This window comes from Flavonifractor sp. An92 (assembly GCF_002159175.1).
GTDB lineage: Bacteria > Bacillota > Clostridia > Oscillospirales > Oscillospiraceae > Pseudoflavonifractor_A.
In genome coordinates, this window is sequence record NZ_NFGZ01000039.1 from 1 (window position 1) to 19243 (window position 19243).

At 53.3% G+C, this 19243-nt stretch carries 21 protein-coding genes, 1 tRNA gene and 1 riboswitch; of the genes, 6 read left to right on the plus strand and 16 right to left on the minus strand.

The features are described from left to right. The 6 genes from B5G43_RS15820 to B5G43_RS15845 form a co-directional block, all read right to left on the minus strand. Positions 1-250: SipW-dependent-type signal peptide-containing protein (locus B5G43_RS15820; protein ID WP_143382890.1), on the minus strand; the 250-nt coding region annotated here is incomplete at its 3' end. After that, a complete protein-coding gene (locus B5G43_RS15825) occupies positions 243-4064 on the minus strand; it encodes a hypothetical protein (RefSeq protein WP_143382891.1) in 3822 nt (1273 codons plus the stop codon). The genes B5G43_RS15820 and B5G43_RS15825, both read right to left, overlap by 8 nt. A gap of 44 nt (positions 4065-4108) precedes the next feature. Then, the gene (locus B5G43_RS15830) at positions 4109-4810 is read right to left on the minus strand and encodes a TasA family protein (RefSeq protein ID WP_087263054.1); all 702 of its coding nucleotides are present in this window, start codon (positions 4808-4810) and stop codon (positions 4109-4111) included. A gap of 188 nt (positions 4811-4998) precedes the next feature. Further along, on the minus strand, positions 4999-5646 hold the full coding sequence (locus B5G43_RS18070; protein WP_087263055.1) for a TasA family protein: 648 nt from the start codon (positions 5644-5646) through the stop codon (positions 4999-5001). A 41-nt stretch (positions 5647-5687) separates the two neighbouring features. Further along, positions 5688-6254 carry a hypothetical protein gene (locus tag B5G43_RS15840; RefSeq protein ID WP_087263057.1) on the minus strand — a complete coding sequence of 189 codons (567 nt, stop codon included), beginning with the start codon at positions 6252-6254 and terminating at the stop codon, positions 5688-5690. A gap of 85 nt (positions 6255-6339) precedes the next feature. After that, the gene (locus B5G43_RS15845; protein ID WP_087263059.1) at positions 6340-6903 is read right to left on the minus strand and encodes a signal peptidase I; all 564 of its coding nucleotides are present in this window, start codon (positions 6901-6903) and stop codon (positions 6340-6342) included. Between the two features lie 139 nt (positions 6904-7042). Continuing rightward, positions 7043-7131: riboswitch (cyclic di-GMP riboswitch) on the minus strand. A 266-nt stretch (positions 7132-7397) separates the two neighbouring features. Here B5G43_RS15845 and B5G43_RS15850 point away from each other — a divergent pair. Together B5G43_RS15850 and B5G43_RS15855 are read left to right on the plus strand one after the other, a co-directional pair. After that, positions 7398-7473 (plus strand) — tRNA-Gly (locus tag B5G43_RS15850). 285 nt (positions 7474-7758) lie between these two features. After that, positions 7759-8046 carry a DUF6809 family protein gene (locus B5G43_RS15855; RefSeq protein WP_087263061.1) on the plus strand — a complete coding sequence of 96 codons (288 nt, stop codon included), beginning with the start codon at positions 7759-7761 and terminating at the stop codon, positions 8044-8046. A 56-nt stretch (positions 8047-8102) separates the two neighbouring features. Here B5G43_RS15855 and B5G43_RS15860 read toward each other — a convergent pair whose 3' ends face one another. The 8 genes from B5G43_RS15860 to rsgA all read right to left on the minus strand — a co-directional run bounded on the left by B5G43_RS15860 (position 8103) and on the right by rsgA (position 14251). After that, positions 8103-8732: an S-layer homology domain-containing protein gene (locus B5G43_RS15860; protein ID WP_087263062.1), complete on the minus strand. Its 630-nt coding sequence runs from the start codon at positions 8730-8732 to the stop codon at positions 8103-8105. Positions 8733-8750: 18 nt separating this feature from the next. Next, positions 8751-9242 carry a hypothetical protein gene (locus B5G43_RS15865; protein ID WP_087263063.1) on the minus strand — a complete coding sequence of 164 codons (492 nt, stop codon included), beginning with the start codon at positions 9240-9242 and terminating at the stop codon, positions 8751-8753. A gap of 40 nt (positions 9243-9282) precedes the next feature. Then, entirely contained in the window at positions 9283-9765 is a 483-nt protein-coding gene (locus B5G43_RS15870) for a sigma-70 family RNA polymerase sigma factor (protein WP_087263065.1), read from the minus strand. Next, on the minus strand, positions 9758-10012 hold the full coding sequence (locus B5G43_RS15875; RefSeq protein WP_158097452.1) for a sigma factor: 255 nt from the start codon (positions 10010-10012) through the stop codon (positions 9758-9760). The genes B5G43_RS15870 and B5G43_RS15875 overlap by 8 nt, the downstream gene beginning before the upstream one ends. 82 nt (positions 10013-10094) lie before the next feature. Continuing rightward, entirely contained in the window at positions 10095-10550 is a 456-nt protein-coding gene (locus B5G43_RS15880; RefSeq protein ID WP_087263068.1) for a GNAT family N-acetyltransferase, read from the minus strand. Then, positions 10543-11877, minus strand: a complete 1335-nt coding sequence (locus tag B5G43_RS15885) for a hemolysin family protein (protein ID WP_087263073.1) — start codon at positions 11875-11877, stop codon at positions 10543-10545. The genes B5G43_RS15880 and B5G43_RS15885 overlap by 8 nt, the downstream gene beginning before the upstream one ends. 644 nt (positions 11878-12521) lie before the next feature. Then, positions 12522-13157, minus strand: a complete 636-nt coding sequence (locus B5G43_RS15890; RefSeq protein ID WP_087263075.1) for an N-acetyltransferase — start codon at positions 13155-13157, stop codon at positions 12522-12524. 14 nt (positions 13158-13171) lie between these two features. Next, positions 13172-14251, minus strand: coding sequence for a ribosome small subunit-dependent GTPase A (rsgA, locus tag B5G43_RS15895; protein ID WP_087263084.1), 1080 nt, complete (start codon positions 14249-14251; stop codon positions 13172-13174). A 374-nt stretch (positions 14252-14625) separates the two neighbouring features. On the opposite strand from rsgA, the gene B5G43_RS15900 reads away from it, so the two are divergent. The 4 genes from B5G43_RS15900 to B5G43_RS15915 are packed head-to-tail and all read left to right on the plus strand — an operon-like array spanning position 14626 to position 16484. After that, positions 14626-15048 carry a GNAT family N-acetyltransferase gene (locus B5G43_RS15900; RefSeq protein WP_087263076.1) on the plus strand — a complete coding sequence of 141 codons (423 nt, stop codon included), beginning with the start codon at positions 14626-14628 and terminating at the stop codon, positions 15046-15048. Between the two features lie 17 nt (positions 15049-15065). Further along, positions 15066-15536 (plus strand): GNAT family N-acetyltransferase, encoded by a 471-nt coding sequence (locus B5G43_RS15905; RefSeq protein WP_087263077.1) that lies wholly within the window; start codon positions 15066-15068, stop codon positions 15534-15536. Continuing rightward, positions 15529-16221, plus strand: a complete 693-nt coding sequence (locus B5G43_RS15910; protein WP_158097453.1) for an MBL fold metallo-hydrolase — start codon at positions 15529-15531, stop codon at positions 16219-16221. The genes B5G43_RS15905 and B5G43_RS15910 overlap by 8 nt, the downstream gene beginning before the upstream one ends. 44 nt (positions 16222-16265) lie before the next feature. Further along, on the plus strand, positions 16266-16484 hold the full coding sequence (locus B5G43_RS15915) for a DUF6809 family protein (protein WP_343214428.1): 219 nt from the start codon (positions 16266-16268) through the stop codon (positions 16482-16484). 8 nt (positions 16485-16492) lie between these two features. On the opposite strand, the gene B5G43_RS15920 is transcribed toward B5G43_RS15915, so the two are convergent. Continuing rightward, positions 16493-17368 (minus strand): hypothetical protein, encoded by an 876-nt coding sequence (locus tag B5G43_RS15920; RefSeq protein ID WP_087263081.1) that lies wholly within the window; start codon positions 17366-17368, stop codon positions 16493-16495. Next, positions 17358-19243, minus strand: a 1886-nt coding sequence (locus tag B5G43_RS15925; RefSeq protein ID WP_087263083.1) for a hypothetical protein, incomplete at its 5' end; no start/stop codon positions are given. The genes B5G43_RS15925 and B5G43_RS15920, both read right to left, overlap by 11 nt.

The window sequence follows — 19243 nt, forward strand, 5'->3', positions numbered from 1 at the left end:
CCACGCTGCCGTTGTTGGTAACTTTAATTTCACTCTTGGTTCCAGCATCCGGATCAAAGCTCTCCTCCACATCCGGGTCCACATTACCCATGGTGAAGGTGTTGGTCACGGAGTTGGTGTGAGCCGTCAGCCACGCCAGGGTCCCGCCCACGGTCACCGCAGTCGCCAGGGCCAGGGCCGCCACAACGGGCAGCCACTTGGGCCAGCGGCGCAGGGCACGCTTGCCTTCATATTCCTTTCGGTCAAACATTGCTCACGCCTCCCTCCTGGGTCTCCATGGGCTCACTGGGATCAGGCTCGGTGTTCTGATCCTTGTTCTTCTCGTCGCCGTTCTCGTTGTCCTTGGGCGTACTGGGCAGGGGATTGGGCAGCGCCGCAGGGTTGGCGGCTCGCAGCGCAGCAGCGGAAGCTCCGTCAGTGGTCGCAAACACGTTCTCCACGCTGTCGCTGCCGCCCAGCCAGTTATTGCCGTTGCGGGTGTTGTCGAAGGTGACCGAGAGCTTTCCGTCATCGCCCTGTGTAGCATCCTTAGTTGCGGTGCCATCAACAACATTGTACATCCAGGACCACTTGGTGTCCTCGGTCACGGTGTAAGTGCCGCTCTTCAGACCGGTGATGGTCTTGGTGCAGGTCCACTTGTCACCCTCCTTGGTGAACTCACTCGCGCCCATGGCGATGGTCATTGTGCCGCTGGGTCCGATGACCGTAAAGATGAAGCTCTGCTCAGGCTGCTCGTTGACGGTCTTGGTGATCGACAGCTCGATGTTGTTCAGGTGGATGACAAATTCACACTTCGTCGAATCGCTTCCACTATGATGGTTGGAATGACTTCTATCAGAATCGCAGGTCCGCTCAAAGAGCACATGATCGGTGATGTCCGTCCCGTTGACCTTAACGGTCACATTGACCTCAGTCTCAGCATTGATGACACCCGCCACCGGGCTATACGTATAGGAAACATCCCAATCAGTAGCCACAGTCGTGTCAATATCATCCCCATGTGCGTCAGCCCAAGTAATCCCGCCATAGTTATCAACACCATAATTCGGGGTTTTACCGGCGTCTACCGTAGTATCCTTCCAGGTAATAGTGGGCACCAAGACGTGGATCTTCGGTGTGGCGGACCTATCAATAGCCGAAACAGCTTCATTACCAAGGCTGTCGGCGCCAGTAGTTTTCACCGGACTTACCGTACACTCCAGGGTATAGTCCTGGCAAGTAATCAGGGTGCCGGTATTTGTCTTACCACTGTCGCTCCAAGACCAGCTGCCTTCGGTCTGCCCGGCCAGAATGGTATAGGTGCCAATCTCAGCACCGTTCTGCTTGAGAGTGTAGGTGATCGTGACATGGGCATTGTTCGTGCCGTTGGGAGTAAAGCGGTCGGCGTAGGTAATCAGATCATCATAGTCCACGCTGGTTCCGACGGGAATTGTCTCGACCGTGCCGTTGACCTGATAATTGATGGGCAGATTCACCGTGGGCTCCGGGAACTTGTACAGTTCTGTGCCCGTAGAAACACCGGAAAGATTACCGATGTTTGTGGGAACCTGGTTGCCGCCGAAGCTGCTGTCGTTGGACACCACATAGATGGAGGCGTTGAACTTCTTTGGGTTGACGGGTTCTCCCCCAACAATTTCATTGCCCGGGTCCAGCGTAACATCACTCCAATTGATGCAATAACCGTTTTCGTCCTTCTGTACGATCCCGGTATATTCACCATCTTTCACCTGGTCACCCACGTTAAGGGGATTACCATTCTGATCCACCAGGGTGAAGGCCGGATCGATATAGTCAACCACGGAAACCTTAGCGCCTTCGCCCACCTGTTGACCGATCAGTTCAAAGATATCCGTCAGTCTGCCGATATTCTCACTCGTAGCAGTGAGGAAATAGCCATCCGGTATTTGGTCACGGGTCAACTCGTCCGGATAGAAACCGTATCCATTATTGCCGTTATATTTACTCCCATAGTCCGGTACGCTGTGATACAGTGTCTGCCATGTGGAATCCATCTGATCATAATTATAATGGTCGCCATCCGGGCGGTGCTGAGAAATACGATACATATATTCGTTGATACGCGCGCCCTCAGTACCATAGATATTAGTTGTCATAATATCAGCTGTATTCGCCAGATTTAGTCCAACCGTGTACACCGTAGCGCCACATCCGGCTTTGGAAACACCGTAGCTATCAAACATACTCTGGGTGATCGTATTCCCCTCGTAAAAACCCTGAGTCAGATCAATCGTTGCATATTGAGTTTTTTCTTCTTTCAGAATAGTAGCCAAATGCATCGATCCCTGCGCAACCTTATTACCAGTTCCATTCCAAGCGTAGACCGGGTTATATCCAGTACTATCTCGGAAATAACCATTACCGGCCGTACCCGCAGAAAACAGCAAGGCTACACGATCCCGAGAGTATTCCTCCGAGTTATGGGGCACATCCTGGAAGATTTTCACTGCATCCGCCATAGCTAAATCAGAGTTGGAATCGCCTCCTAGTACCTCCAAGTTGTTTACGATCCCAATCAAGGCATCATAGTTCTCGCCCACTGTTACAAGCGCTTCATCCTGAGCTCGTTCTTGACCGGTCTTAACGTAAGCGCTGTTCGCATAGGTCACGATAGCGATCCGGCTATCAGGAGACTTCGTATTTACCGTATTAATGAACTGCGTGACAGCTACTTTCAGACTCGCAAGGTTGTCAACAGTATCGTAGCCGCTCACTGTTCGAGTATAGTAGTTGCTCCGGGTAACATTATTCCTTCGCGTTCCTTCTTCTATATACTTTCCATTGGCATATATATAATAAGTTGTACTAAAAAAACCCTCTTCCTTTGTAACAGTAACGGGAACATATTTATCATCACTTACTTTATAATAAAACTGACTTCGATTGTCATAAAATTCTTTAAAATTATAACTATCTGCGAGCACTTTATAGGTATATTGCGTAACGGTCATCGGCTCCATGTAGTCCGACAGATCCAGCATGAGGACGATATCGACGGCACTGTATCCCTCCACGACGTTGGAAACCGCTTCGGCAGACAGGTCCAGCTTATAGATATCCTTACCATTTACATCCTCGCCAGTATCGCGGATGGTTTTATTGACCGTCACGTTATCATCGTAAGTGATACTGCCATCCGGATTTTCGTCCGCCCCATCCCCCGTATCATAGAGAGAAGGGCTGTTCATGGCCATCAGGGCCATGGGTGCGTTCTGGGTGGCAGCGGCGCGGAGGGGGGTATCATAGTGGACGATGGGGCCGACATCGATCTCGTCAGGCGCGCCGGAATAGTCGGATTCGACCTGCTCCGGAGCTTCGGGGATCAGGCTGGCCTCATACTCCTCGACGTACGCCAGGAAGTCCGCGCGGCGCTCCTCGCTCAGCTGGTCCAGGAGGGCAATACGCTCCTCCACAGACAGGTTCTCCATACCGTAGGCATAGAGCTCCTCGTTGCTCATGGACTCATAGTCCACCGCCGCAGGGGGAGTTACCTGCGCCTGCTGCTCATAGGCCTCCAGGGCAGCGATCTGCTCCTCGGTCAGGAGGCTGTACACGATCGCGCGGTCCTCCGTGGACATGTCTTTCACGGCCGCATAGAGCTCCTCCACGGACATGTTGGCATAGTCCGGCATGGTAAAGCCAGGATCGCCGCCGCCGGGGATGGTCTCCTCGGGGATATCGGTGATCTCGGGGGACTCAGTGGGCTCGGTGGTGGGAGTCTCAGCGGGAGTCTCGGTGGGCTCGCTGCTGGGAGTCTCAGCGGGAGTCTCGGTGGGCTCGCTGCTGGGAGTTTCAGCAGGAGTCTCGGTGGGCTCGCTGCTGGGAGTCTCGGCAGGAGTCTCGGTGGGCTCCGTGGTGGGAGTCTCGGCGGGCTCCTCAGTCGGCTCAGCCGTGGGGTCCACGCTGAAGCTCGAGTCCACCTCGTCCGTGGGCGCGACGCTCGTCGTCACTTCGGGCGTAGTGGTGGGATCAGTGCCCTCACCCTCCACGGCCAAGGCGGGAGTCATCAGGCCGATGGACATGCAGCCGGCCAGGATCGCCGCCAACAGGCGTTTTTTCCAAGTATACATTCTGCATCACACCTCTTTCCTTACGGAGTGACGGGATCGTCGGTGGGCACTTCGGGCTCCACCGGAGTGGTAGGCTCTTCGGGGTCCACCGTCTCAGTCCCGGGCCAGCCCTTGACATCCAGAATCGAGCCGTCCTCGGGGATCTCATTGTGCTTCACCTGGACGCCCTGGGCCTCCACCGTGATGTTGATGGTGCAGCCCTGGTAGTCGTTGCCGGCCTCGGCGGCGAAGGTGACCTCGGTGAAGGGGGTCACAGTCTCGCCCTTCTCCACAGCGCCGGTGTAGTAGTACCAGCCGTCCTTCTCCACCCAGTTGCCGGTGGGCTCGTCGCCCAGGGGATTGGCGGTGGAGATGTTGAAGGAGATCACGGGGACCTCAACACCATAGGCATTCTCCACGGTAGTGGGGAGTGCATTGTTACTCTGGTCCAGAATCTCCACACCCACGCGGACCCGGGTCCAGAAAGGCTGCTCGCCGCTGTTCTCAATGTCAGCGGACTGCTTAACAACCTCACCGGGCAGCACACCGCTCAACGTGACCATCGTGGGATCGGTGATCACACCGCTGCCCAGATCGAGGGTCTCCGTCAGGGTCAGGTCCACAGTTCCCATCTGGATCTCATTCTGGGCCGTGCCATCGGTCACGAAATATGCCGCGGTGCCGATGCCCAGGATCGCAAGCAGGGACAGCACAACGCCGCCCACTGCGAGTCGTTTTTTCATGTCATCTACCGCCTTTCCTCTCTTGATTACGTCTTGGTTTTAAGTGCCACAATGGGAGCGCCGGGGGAAACGGCGCTCCCGTCTGGTAGGGAATCCCAACAGGCAGTGTGCTGGGAAAACCATTGGGCGGCGGGGCGGGGATGGCCCCGCCGCCCTAGTATCATTCAGTCCGGTACAAAGTTACTAGGTTAAGGGGTAACGGTGGTGGCCAGCTCCGGGAACATGGCGTTGAAGGCGGCCTGACGGCTGGCCTGCTTGTCGGCCTCGTTGTAGAAGCCCTCGGCCTGGATAGCATAGGCGGTAACGGTGATGGTGTAGGTACCGTTGGCCTTGATCATCTCCTGCTTGACACCGGTGGGAATCTTGACGGCGTCAAAGTAGGTGACGGACTCGTTGGCCTTCTTGGGGCTCAGCACACCCAGGATGACATAACCTTCATCCGTGTCCGTGTACATGACCTTGGGACCCACTTCGCTCTCGAACCAGTCATCGATCAGAGCGGAAGGATCGGTGATCTTCTCCGCAGTCGCATAGGCCTTCAGCAGATCCATAAAATCCTCAGACAGCTGCACCTTCATGAAGGTGTAGGCGGTCTGGCTGCCAGAGGCAACGGTGATGGTAGGATCCTTGGGGATGGTCTTGCCGGGAATCAGGTCCTTGTTGTTGGGGTCAGCCTTCCACTGGGGCTCAGTCAACTCGATGTCCACCTTGCCCACGGTGAAGGTGTTGGTCTCACTCTCCTGGTCGGTGAAGTAAGCCAGAGTCATGCCGGTCACCATAATGGCCGCCATACAGACCGCCAGACCGGCGGCCAGAATCTTCTTCTTCAGACTCATAGGTCAGCTTCCTTTCCTAACTTAATACGATGTACAGACAATTACGCACCAAAGGTAGCATCCCAGGCATCCTGAGCGCTATCAAAGCCGTCAGCCTGCACGGCATAACCAGTCACCGTGATATTCTTTCCATTGATCTTGCTAACATCAGTAACGCTGTTGCTGATGGTAACCTGAGTGAAAACAACGGCCCGGTCGTTCTCCGACATAATAGACTGAGCTTCATCATCCACATAGTAGTAGACGTTCGTCTCACCCGTGACAAGTTTCCAGTTGTCGGAATTCATGTTGGTAGTAGCAACTCCGGCCTCGAAACCGTTCTCAACCTTGGCAAAGACATAACAATTACCAGAACCCGCATCAACGGTGATGGTGGGGTCCTTGTCAATCACGGCACCAACATAAGCAGTGTACTGCTGGCCTTCCTCAGTACGCCCATCGCCGCTGATTTTGGCCTCGTCCAAAGTGATAGCAATGTTATTACCAGCAGTAAAGGTGTTCACAATGGGGTCCGTAGCCATCTGCAGGTAAGCCAGGGTGCCGCCGACGGCGACAGCAGCGGTCAGAGCCAGCGCGGAAGCGGAAGCGACGATCTTCTTCATTTTCATGGTTTGTTCTCCTTTCTTCTCCTAAAAAACGATTTGGGGTCTCGCGGGGTCTTCGCTGGGGTCTTGCTTGGGTACCGGGTTGAATTTATTTCCTGCCTTTCGGCGTTCCCCCTTCTTGAGCGGCCGCTTTCTTCGCCGCGGCCTTCTGGTCCGCTTTGTCCGCCCACTTCAGCAGCTCCGGCGTGAAGAGGAGGATCAGCAGGACCGCCACCACGCTCCAGCCGATGTACATGCCGGGCGGGTTGGTCAGGTAGTCCGTGAGGTAGCCCAGCTTCGGGATACAGAACTGGGGCACTCCGATGAGGTTTTCAAAGAGGACGGGGCTCCCGTCGGGGCTGTCGTTGGCGTCGCCCTTGGTGCGGAACCAGCCCTCCTCCTCGTTGACCTCCACCACCCGGTGGGTGGCGACGGTCAGATCCTCGTTCAGAACGAAGGTGATGGGGTCGCCCACCTCCACGTCCTGGGGGTCTACCTGCTTGACATAGATCAGGGAGCCGGTGGGGTAAGTGGGTTCCATACTTCCGCTGAGCACCACGAAGGGCGTCAGTCCCACCAATCGCACTCCCACCAGCAGCACCGCCGCCGCCACCACAAGGATGGCCAGCACGGTGGTCACGGCGTTCCAGATGAACCGGATCGTCTTTGGCACTGGGCCTCACCTCAATTTCCATTTGGAGTTTGAAAGTGCTGCCCTGCCGTGGGTGAAAAAAATGTCCCGCAAACAGCCTGGCTGTGTGCGGAACGTTCCATCCTCTGAAAAGAGCCTTTCCGCGCTGCCTGGGCGATCCTTGGGCGGCCGAACCAGCATGGCGGCAGTCGCCGCGTTAGCCTTCCAGCTTTGCGTCCCATGCTTTCACATGGTTTGCTCTTTTCCATTGATTCACTTGTGTGGGGGTCACTTTCGATTTCGAGTATAGCACCGGCCGGTCACAAGAGCGGTTACATTTTAAAAAAACTTTATAGTTCCTGTATCGTTTCCTGGCCGTCCCAGTATTTGGCTGGCTTTGGAAGGTATTATAGCATATTTATACAGGAAAAACAATGTGCAAAGAGCATAGTTTCGTCAATTTTACTTTTATAGCCGTCCTTAAAAAAATTACTTGACTTTTTGGGCGACTGTCGATATAATAGTATCTGTATCTCGCAGGTGTAGCTCATCTGGTAGAGCGCCACCTTGCCAAGGTGGAGGTAGCGAGTTCGAGCCTCGTCACCTGCTCCAAAAAAGAAGGACACACAAAGGGTTAAGCCCCATAGGTACACAACGTGAACCTATGGGGCTTAACGCCGTGTATGGGGAAGATTAGGGCTTGTGGAACACCACAAGCTCTAATTTCTTATTGAGCAGATAACTACTGGCTCTCGCAAAAGTGGTAAGTTTTCTACCCACGGACAGCGGTGTATGGTCTGCAAAACCAATGAAAAGGAATTTATTGAAATACAAATATTCCAGTGGCTTTTCACGCTAACTTGTGGTATGTTGTCTTGCTGCAAGGAGGTAGAGCATATGAACAACGCCCTGAAAAAATTCTACTACAGATTTTACACGCCACTGCCTATGGCAGAGTCTGAGCAGGAAATTGAAACTTGCCACCAACAACTCATTGAGAGATTGGAAAAGCCAGAGAGAAAGCTGGTGTTGCGGATCATGGACGCACAGAACCTCATTGCAGAGGAACGCTCTATGCACAGTTTCCTTTGCGGATTCCAATTGGCATGGGAATTGGCATACGAGTTGAATCACTTTGAGACAGACAGGCATCCCTTTCCGGCAGAAGCGGAGAGGGATGCCTGATTCGTATAAAACAACTGTGCAGAACTTTAAGATATAGACATACAGTGATTGGGCGTTTAGTCGGCCATGCCGATTTGCCCAATGGCATAGCGCAGGGCTTTCACGCTGATGGGCGACTGGGGCAGGATTTTCCCGTCCGGCACCAGCAGCTTGTTGGTAATGGAAAATGCAACGGCATCCCGAGCCCAGGGGGAGATCTGACTGGCATCCTTGTACGAATCCAGAACACCCGCATCTGTCACCTTGGGGCTTCCGAACAGTCGATAGATCATCACCATAGCCTGTTCCACGCTCATCATATCCTCCGGCCCAAAGAAACCATTACCGTAGCCGCCCAGATAACCGTTTTGCTCTGCCCAGGCAACTGCCTCAGCGTAAGGAGCATCCCAGGCCACATCCGTAAAGGTGGGGGGTCCCACGGCTTTGTCCCACCGATGGGCATGATCGAACAGCATCTTGACTGCGTCGCCCCGGGTGATGGAGACCGTGGCTGTATCGGCCCAACTGACGGAAATATCATCCAGATAGTAGGAGGTCACCCCTTCGAAGCCAGAGTCGGTGCCGATCACCAGATACGCCGTTCCTGCTTCATCTGTCCGGGCAATTACCTTGGTCTCGATCTCATTGAACACATATTCGCCGGGGCGGTTGACTTCCTCTTTGGCAAGGTCGCCGACCACGATCATGTCCGATCCGCTGGTGCTCTAACTGCCTTTGTCGATGTTCAGGCGGAAGTGGTTCAGGGAGTCCAGGCTGTTTTCCGGTTCCTCAGAGGCCACACCGCACTTGACGAAGACCGATTCTCCGGGAGCGCCGCCGATGCCGATCATATCATTTTCCACATTGGTGGCCAGCTTGAAACGGACAGTGAACTGATACTCCGTCTCGGGAGCCAGGCCACTCAGTTCTTTGAAATATCCCATAAAGAGATCGTCGCTGTGATTATTGCCGGAGAGGAAAAGGCCCTTTCCAGCGTCTGCAATGGGAACTTCCTCATGGCCGGAGCGAAGCTCATAAAACTCATCCACGCCATGCTCGTTGGGGTAGTCGGAAAAAATGGGGGTAAACCCGCCGTCATTCTGGTTAAAGTCAAAGGTAAGTCCTGCTGTCGTCTCCTTTGCGGCGGCAGTCCCCGCCAGAATACTCATGCCAATGGCCGCAGCTATGCTTAGTGAACAGAATCTTTTGAACCGCATTTGAAATCCTCCTTCGATGTTTTGGCGTTTGCCTGTTCATCTATTTAGATGCAGCGAGGATTTCGCTTTGTTGGGATTTTGTCGGAAAATTTGAAAAAAGAATTCCGGCTACAATGGAAACGATCAGCAGGGTCAACCACACCGTAAACCAGGGAGACAGGGACGGCTCTGCGGGCGGGATACTGCTGATCCCAAAATCGCCGCCGGGCTCCTGGGCAGGTGTACGGAAATACTGGGTTGTCTGGTACATGAGACCGCCGGCAGAAACGATTGCCACGCTGGCCAGAGCGGTGAGGGTTCGCCGCAGGCTTTTGATGGAGGTGTTGTAGAGCCACTGGACCGTTCCCACAGGCATGGCTAGCAGCTGGGCGATCTCCTTGTGACTCAGGCCACCCAGGACTTTCAGAGTGACCACATTCTGCCGCTTTTGATCAAGAGAGGACAGCAGGGACTGAACCGTCTCCATGTCCTCCAGCATTTCGAGCTGCCGCTCAGGGACAGGGATCTCCGGAATCTCATCCACGGAATTCCGGCTTCTTTTTTCGGAGAACCATCAGGGCCTCGTTTTTGACCACCATATGGAGCCAGGTCAGTTCGTGATCGGAGGGAAACAGGCTCTCGTCCATGGTATAGAGTCGCAGTGCCGCATTCTGTACTGCATCCATGGCGTCACTCTCCTGTCGGAGCACCATATAGGCGGTGCTGAACAGGAGCCGGTAATACCGGGCATAGAGCAGCTCAAATCCCGTTGGGTTCTTTGTTCGGCTCAAGGCCAGAATCTCCGGCAGATCGGCGTGTTTTGTATCGTGTGTTACTCGAAACATACTGCTCATATTGGATTCAACTCTTTGCTCACATGGTACTTCGATGTACCATGATTTCTTCCCCTTTGGTATCCAGTTCGCCTGTAAATTCAAATCCAAAGGAGCGATATAAAGCGATGGCCGGATGGTTTTCTGCGTACACGCTGAGATAAATATCTGTATCGGGATAGCGGGTGCGGATCTCCTGTAGGATCAGCTGAACCGCAGGCTTTGCATAGCTCTTACCTTGATGCTGCTTGTCAATCAGCAAGCGGTCAAACCAAAGTCTTGTATAGGCGGGTTCTTGAATCATGCCGTACATGGTAAAACCGATCATGGTGTCGTTGTCATAGATACACATGGGATGCCACGCGGCCAGCTGATCCGCCTCTTTCATACATTCCGCAACACTTTCGATAAAACCTGCCTGGTGTGGAAATACCTCCAACTTCTCAGCAGCCCTGCGATTTTTGCCGGTGACAGGTTTTAACGACAGATTACTCATGCTCACCTCTATTATGTTCCTGCGTTTCGGTGTTCTGCGGCTTTGCCAGGCAAACCAACGCCATCACCACTTGATGGTTTCGGATCTCAGTGACCCGGATCACCAGGCCGGCGGTTTCCACTTCAATGGTGGCCCCATCCTCGGGAATGGTGGCCACGGCCCCAAAGACCAGTCCATTAAAGGTATCAAAGTCGTCGCAGGGCAGCGTGACACCAAGTACCTGGGCGACCTCCTCCAGAGGTGCCTCTCCACGGATCTTCCAGGTGCCGGAGTCCACAGCCTCGATCAAGGGGAGGGCGCTTCTGCATACATCTTCCTCGCCCAGATCTCCCACCAGCTGCTCCACAAGATCATTGATGGTGACAATGCCCGTCATACCGCCGTATTCGTCCAGCACCACCGCCAAAGGATGACAGCCACTTTTCATGTTGCGGAACAACACATCTGCCTTGACGCTGTCCGGTACCAAATAGGGAGTCTCCACCGCCTGTTCCAGTACGGCCTCCCGGCTCCGGTCCGTCAGGCGGAAGTAATCTTTTGCATTGAGGATACCCACCACATCGTCCGCGGATTCTCCACACACGGGATACCGGGTGTGGCGGCTGTTGTGGATTGTAGAGGCCCACTCTTCCATGCTCTCCTCCAACCACAGAATGGTCAGATCGGTTCGGTGGGTGGCAATCTCCCCGGCGGTCAAGTCGTCAAACTCAAAAACATTTTGGATAAATTGCTTTTCTTCATGGTCAATGGTGCCTTTCTGGGTGCCCACATCCACCATCATGCGGATCTCCTCCTCACTGACGGTCTCCTCCTCGGCGTTGGGGTCAATACCAAGCAGACGGAGGACAGCATTGGTGGAAGCGGTCAGGAACCACACAATAGGTGCAAACAGCTTGGCGATGGCGGAGATCAGGCCGGAGATACCCAGAGCCAGGGACTCTGCCTTACGCATGGCCACCCGCTTGGGAACCAACTCACCAAAGATCAGGGTAAAGTAGGACAAAACCAGCGTGATGATGACCACGGCGATGGCGTCCAGGGTAGCAGCGGGAATGCCCACACCCAGGCCTACCAGCCAACTGACCAGGCCGTCCGAAAAGTTCTCAGCCGCAAAGGCGCTGCCCAGGAATCCAGACAGGGTGATAGCAACCTGGATGGTGGCAAGAAAGCGGGCCGGTTGGCTGGTCAGACGAGCTAGCCGTACGGCCCGTTTGTCTCCCTCCGCCGCCATTCGGGCCAGTTTGGCATCGTTGATAGAAATTACTGCAATCTCCGCACTGGCAAAGACTGCGTTGAGCAGGATCAGAAACACCTGCAGTAAAATCATAAATAAGATAGAATTTTCCAATGTAAATACCTCCTCAGATCATAACAATCATGGGCAAAATGGCGCAAAAAGACATAGCCCGTCATACTATTCTCGCAAGCACAGGCCATGTCTCATCCGATTCTGTTCATAATTGTACGAGGGCGGCTTGGCGGGGGCGTTACTGTCTCCGTCATCCATAATTCGCAGACCTTCTCCTTTCATTGTAATGTCTCATATCTTATCAGACAATTTCAAGTTCGTCAACTTGTGAAGTGACTATTATACATACAGATTCTGTTCAGATCATGTCCCTGTCCCAAATCATGTGGTAGTAAATATTTCTTTTTTAACCCGTCATGCATAACCGGACGAAAGGACGAAGATAGATCGAATTATAGCTTCAGGTTATGGCTTTACTTAGTAAACAGTACAAATACAACCCGTATCCCGGTGACTGCCCACTTTCTCCTAATATCCATCTCTTCCAGTTTGTTCATGAGAAGAGTGTAAAAAATACAAAGAAGAGAACAGCCGGAAATCCTCAGGGATTTCCGGCTTAGTTCATGTATTCCTTTTAAACCTCACATCCGCCTTGTATTTGGAAAGAGCCAGCAGTTCTGCACCCGGACCCATGCCAAGCTCCAAAATGGTTTCAGCGCCTCTTATTCATCCAGCTGCGCACAGGCAATTTCATACTCATGCTGGCAGGAAAGCACCTTCTTTTCCTTTTCCGGGAATGAAGCATCGAAGGCAAGGATATCTGCCTCCTCGGCTTCCAGTACCTCAGAAAATTCGGCATATCCATGAATTCCATCCAGAGCGGTTTTCCGAAGGGGCAGCACCAGAAGACCGGTATAAAACTTTCCGTCCGGCATGGAGATGCCGTATTTTTTTCCGCCTCGGAATCCATAGGGCTCATAGTGGTACGGGTATCCCAAGGTCAGAATGGCGGAGTATCCCATTACTTTTGCTTTTTCAATGGAATGGGTGATCAACTTTCTACCCAATCCCTGACGGTGATATTTGGGAGAAATAAAAACCGGTCCAAAGCTGATCGTGGGAAATTCTCCGTCCGGTGTTACGACTTTGGAATGGGTATAGAAAATGGCACCTTCCACAGTGCCGTCCACCTCGATGACAAAGGCAAGCTCCTGGATAAAATCAGGATGTGACCGCATTTTGTGGACCACATAGTGCTCCGCAGCGCCGGGGAAGTACAGATTCCAAAAAGCTTCCCGGGCCACTTCCTCGGTTCTGCGATGGTCTTTGGATTCTTCGTTGCGAACAATGATATTCATAATTATGTACCTCCTTATTTCCGTTTCCGCTGTTCTTTGGCAAAGCGTCTGGCGTTCTTCATACCGCCCACTTCTTTGAACATACGCTCGCACTTTTTGACTTCGATCTCCTTGCTGCTGAGTCCATCATAGCTGGTCTCATGCTCCAGCTTGTGATAGCTTTCCAGGCGGCGGCTGTCCAATTCACCGGATTCTACTGCCGCCAGAACGGCGCAGCCGGGTTCACTGGTGTGGGTACAGTCCCGGAAGCGACAGTGCCGGGCCAGTTCTTCGATCTCCGCAAAGGTTTTGGAGAGGTCGGCGCTCTCTGCGCCCATCTCCCGCATACCGGGGGTGTCAATGACCACACCGCCCAGAGGACAGGGAAACATTTCACGGCCTGTTGTGGTATGCCGTCCCTTGTCGCCTCTGCCGATCTCCTGGGTTTCCATCACCGTATTACCCAGCAGTTTGTTGATCAGCGTAGATTTTCCCACGCCGGATGAGCCGATAAAGGCACAGGTCTGATTCTTTTGGAAATAAGGCTGAAACTTCTCACCAATATCCGCATCAAACATGGAGAGGGGGATCACATCGGAAAAACTGGAAATGTTCTCCACCTGCGAGACCGCCTGGGGCAGATCATCACACAAATCTGATTTTGTCAGAACGATCACCGGCACAGCACCGCTGTCCCAGGCAATGGACAAATACCGCTCCATACGATTCAGACTGAAATTCTGGTTGAGAGACATACACAAAAATACAATGTCCACATTGGCCGCTACCGGCTGTGCCTGCCCCGATACGCCAACTGCCTTTCGGACAAACAGGCTCTTTCGGGTCAGCACACGATGGATCACGGCAAGCTCCGGCTGTATATCCACCATCACACAGTCTCCCACCGCCGGATATTGGGCCAGCTCCTCGGTGTCATACCGAAGTTTACCGGAAATCTCCGCCAGCATCTCGCCCTGCTCCGTTACGATCTTATATTTTCCGCGATATTGTGCGATGACTCTCGCCAGTTGATACTCCGGATATAAGGTTGCTTCTGTGAAAAAACGTTCTGAAACGCCGTAATTGTTTAATTGATTCAATTTGATAACCTCCATATAATATTCCCGAAGGAAGGAGGTCTGGGGCAATTACTTCACCATACCTCCTTCCACCATTACAATCTCCTTTTTATTTGCGTTCATGTTCTTCATAAAAACACGCTCCTTTCATTCAATATTTTTTGATTATATCATTTGTTGGAGCTGATGGGAATAGACAAATCGTAAAGATCGCTGCATAGAACTGTCCCCAAAGGACATCCATAAACACTTGATTTTTTGCGGTAGCTATAGTAGAATCTTAGAAAATATTGTATGCTTGTCTTACTCCCCGGGGTTAGACATCGGAAGCATTGAAACCAGTTCCGTCAGGGCCGCAATTGCGGAAGGAATAGGTTTCAATGCTTATTTTTACATAAGGGGGAACAGATATGTTACACATGGAGGTATATCCTGCACTGCCGACAGAGGCCGCATCGATCCGGAAGGAAGTATTTATGGAGGAGCAGGGGTTTGTGGAGGAGTTTGATGAGATCGACCATCAGGCTCGGCATATTGTGGTGTTCAACGGAGAAGTTCCGGTTGGAACCTGCCGCTTTTATTGGGACCAGGAGAGAAACTCTTATGTTCTGGGAAGAGTTGCAGTCCGAAAAGCATTCCGTGGTCAGTCTCTGGGTCTGATGCTTGTCCAGGAATGCGAAAGGCAAGTGATTGCATCAAAGGCAAATAAACTGTTTCTTGCCGCTCAGGTTCGTGTAAAAGAGTTTTACGAAAAGCAAGGATATACAGCAATAGGACGGGAGTTTCTGGAAGAATACTGCCCGCATATATGGATGTATAAAACCTTATCCTAAGGAGGCAATGTGTTGTTATGGAGATCTTAATGCTCAGAGAGCACAGAGAGTGTATCAAAAGAGCTGCCGCATGGTTCCATGCAAAATGGGGTGTTCCCCAAGAGGCGTATGAAGAAAGTATGCTTGCGTGTTTGGAGAAGAATACCGCGATTCCACAATGGTATCTTGCTGTCCACCGGACAGAAATCATTGGAGGTGTCGGTGTCATAGAAAATGACTTTCATGACAGAAAAGATCTCTCCCCCAACCTGTGTGCATTATTTGTGGAGGAAGCATGGCGGAATCAAGGAATTGCCGGTAAATTGCTTCAATTTATATGCGATGATATGGAGGAATGGAATATCCATACCCTGTATCTGCTGACGGAGCATACTTCGTTTTATGAACGATACGATTGGGAATATATATGCACGGCGAAAAGTGAAGACGGCGAGACCATGCGCATCTATCAGTCCCCAGTTCGGTTAAGGAGCGATGTCATTGGATAAACGATATCAGGTGCTGGACCTATGTTATACTTTTCAGAATATGCAGCAGAATTTGCATCCTGTGGTACTGTTCGGTAACAGGGATGTGGTTTTGGTAGACTGCGGTTATCCCGGTTCTTTGAAGTTGTTACAGAGAGAGCTCTCAAAATACCGTATTCCACCAGAAAGCATCACAAAATTGCTGCTGACGCACCAGGACGATGATCATATTGGAGCTGCGGCAGAGCTAAAAGAGGCTTATCCAACCATTCAAATCATGGCTTCCGGTATCGAACAGCCTTACTTATGCGGGGAAAAGAAAAATCTCCGACTTCAGCAGGCTGAACAGCTTCAGAAACTTTTGCCGCCAGATCAGCAAGAATTTGGCAATCAGTTTTGTCAACGATATCGAGAATTAAAGCCCATTGGGATCGATTCCGTAATCGCACACGGCGAACATTTTGATTGGGGCGGCGGATGTGAGATCGTTGCAACACCCGGTCATACACCGGGTCATGCATCCATTCGCGCATCGGATAACAGCTTTTTCATTACGGGAGACGCTGCGGTTTTGGAAAATGGAAAATTAGCAGTTGCAAATCCCGATTATTGTCTTGATATAGATACTGCAAAGCATTCCCTGGCTCAAATTTTAAGGAGAAAAGCCATACTTATATTTGCTTCCACGGCGGTGAATGGCAGATAGGTGGTTGAGAGTGTAAGCTACCCATGTAAGAGGCCGAGCAGGAAATCGAAACTTGCCACCAACAGCTTATCGAACGCTTGGAAAAACTCGAGAGGAAGTTAGTTTTACGGAGCATCGACGCGCAGAACCTGATGATAGAGCAACGCTCCGTGGACAGCTTTATCTGCGGATTCCGTCTGGCGTGGGAAATGGCAAACGAACTGAATCATTTTGAAACGAACAGGCATCCATCTCCAGAGGAAGAAGCGGAGATGGATGCCTGATTCTATCCCTACTGAATGACAAGGGTGCCGCCCAGCCGATACCGGCACAGTCCAAAGCCTGTTTCAGATCGCTCTAAAACGGTCTCCGGGATTTGTTTCAGATACTTCCGCCCAAAGCTGGTGGTGCCGAAATATGCGTCAAAGTTGGCCACCGGCAGCACCACCCAGTCGGAGTCCTCCGGCTTATTGGCAAGGTAGTAGGCCGCCAGCGTCTCCACCATCTCCACGGGAACGCCCTTAGGCGTGAGACTGCGAAGTTGCTCTAATAGTTCAGGCGGCAGCTCTGGTTCCTCTTTCCGGAGTGGCCCAAGTTCCAGCGCCTGGGCCAGAAAACTGTCAAACCGCAGGCCCCACTGCCCCTTGGTGGTGGGGGCGAAAAGGGGGATCTGCATCTGGATCACCTTGTCCTGCCAGGCATGGTCAAAGCCCTTCTCAATGGCGGCACACTTCTTCTGGGCACTGCTGGACACCCTCCTCTCCGGGTTTTCCCGCACAAAAGCTGCCACCCGATGCACATGCCTGTGAAACCATCCGCTGCCGTTTTCCTCCACAAGGCCGGGGAATTCCGAATAAAGTTCCCCAAAATCACTGCCAAACTGCCACGCCTCCCGGGGCGTGGTTTTTTTACTGTCTGGCACACTGCACCAGGCGCATAAACCCCGCTTGGCATAGTCGATGCGTTCCCGGGGCGCTTCGGCTGGGCTGCCATCCTCATTATGAAACAGAAATCCTCTTGCCAGGATGGTCAGTACCCGGTTGAGTCCCTCAAAATCCAGGATGGTGTCGAAGGTGAACCGTCCCAGGTAGGTGGTGTCCTGCTTGTTCCGGGCGGTGTAGTTTACCGCACCGGTGTAGTCCTGAAACTCGTTCCACTCATTCAGCATGGTCCACCTCCAGAATATGTTCCTCGATGTGATCCGGCAGCAGATCCCACAGCAGGTTCCGCTTGCCAATGGCCACCACATAGGGTGCCGCCAGGCTGGGATGGATAATCTTATTCAACAGCTTGCGGCAGACCTTAGACACCACGGCCCGCTCGTTGCCGCTGAAGGGGGCGGACAGATAGGCCTCCATCATCTTCTGGAAAGCCGGAGAGTCCGTCGGGCGGCGGAGCTGTTTCCGCTCCCGGGCCGCCTCCAGATCGTCGATGTCACAGACCAGATCCCCCAGCAGACGGAACCCGCCATGGCGGAAGTCGGTCAGGAGATCGTAGTAGTCGGCTCCCTCCGGCAGCCACTCCCGCAGGAATGTTTCTCTCTGTGCTTCTGTCATCAGGTGCCACTGCTGTTCCACGATTTCCTTTCGCAGAGCGGCGATACGCTCCGGGGAGAGCTGCTGGAAGAAGGCATACAGTTCGTCGCTGTCGTAGACTTCTTCCTGTCCCCTGGCGTAGAGAATGCGGTCAATGTCCGTTTTCCGCTGCTGTCCCTTGGCGGGGGCACGGCAGGCCCGGATGCGGGAGAGACAGTGCTCGTAGTCCCACAGCAAAGCAGAAACAGAAGAAAGAATGTTCTCATCCAGCTGCTTCTTCCAACTTCGTTCCTGGGCGAAGGTGAATAGTTCGCTATCCTTCGCTGGTTTCTCCTGAATCTTGGGCGTGTTGCGCTCCAGCTGGCGGGCCAGCCAGGGCAGCTGCTCCACCGGGGAGTCCACCGTGTCCCAGTCGATCCCGGCAAAGAAGGTCTCCAGCCGCTCACGGTGGGTGGGCTCATACCAAGCGCGGCGGCGCTCCTCCGCGCGCTCCAACAGATATTTGTACTGGAGGAAAGGAGTGCGCTTTACCTTCCGTCCGCCCAGAAATTCATCCAGGTTGGGCCGCACACCGGTCTTGGCCGCATCGATCTCCAGCCCACTATAGATGGCCAAGGCTTCCAAGTCCCGGCGGTATCGCTTGCGCTCCTCCGGGTCGGTATGCTCGTTGTAGGCGATGACGCTGCGATCCAGGGCAGCGTTGCAGATCTGTCCGATGCGGGCGGCAAAGGTGTTCTCCACCGTCTGAAACCGGGCCTGCCAGTCGTTGGCGTCGGACTTGGGTGCGGAGAGGGCGGGGATCTTCAGCAGGGGCAGGTTGGCGTTGTTGGAGAGCTGCTGATGGACATCGTAATCATAGTTCCGCTTCACACAGCGGTTCAGGATGGGATCGGCAATGGTCTTGATGAGGTCGCCGTCGTAGTCAGCGCCGCCCAGCCGCTCCGCTGCCAAACTGTCAGCGGTCACCATGACCACATCGGTGAGGTGGCCCAGGTAGTGTTGGCGCAGGTCGTCTCCCTCTGGGTACACCGACAGCTGCAATTCCTCGTTCCGGGCGATGTGAGGGTTGCGGAGAAGGGTGCAGCTGTCCTCATGGTCATAGGCTGCACCAGGAGCAAAGAAACAGTCCTCCGCGAAGAAGTCTCCCAGCACTTGGTTGCAGAAGTCCCGCTCACCGGGCAACTGGAACACACGGGGCGCAATTAACTGCTGCAGCAGTTCCAGCAGATCACCGGAGAGGAATCGGTTGTCCCCGGGCACCAGCAACCGCCCAACGGCGTAGCCTCGGAGGATCTTCCGGGCCTGCCCATCCAATTGCTCCGTGTAGATAGGCTCGTGGATAAACCTCGGGTTCTTCTCCAGCACCCGGGCCATGATGTTCGCCCGGCTTCCTTTTGGATGGCTCAGGCCCCGGCGAAAGTATTCCTGCTGGTATGTTTCATCGGCACGGAAGTTATAGTAGGCCGTCTCGGTGGCCTTGGTCAGCCACTGCCGGGGATCGTCCTCCG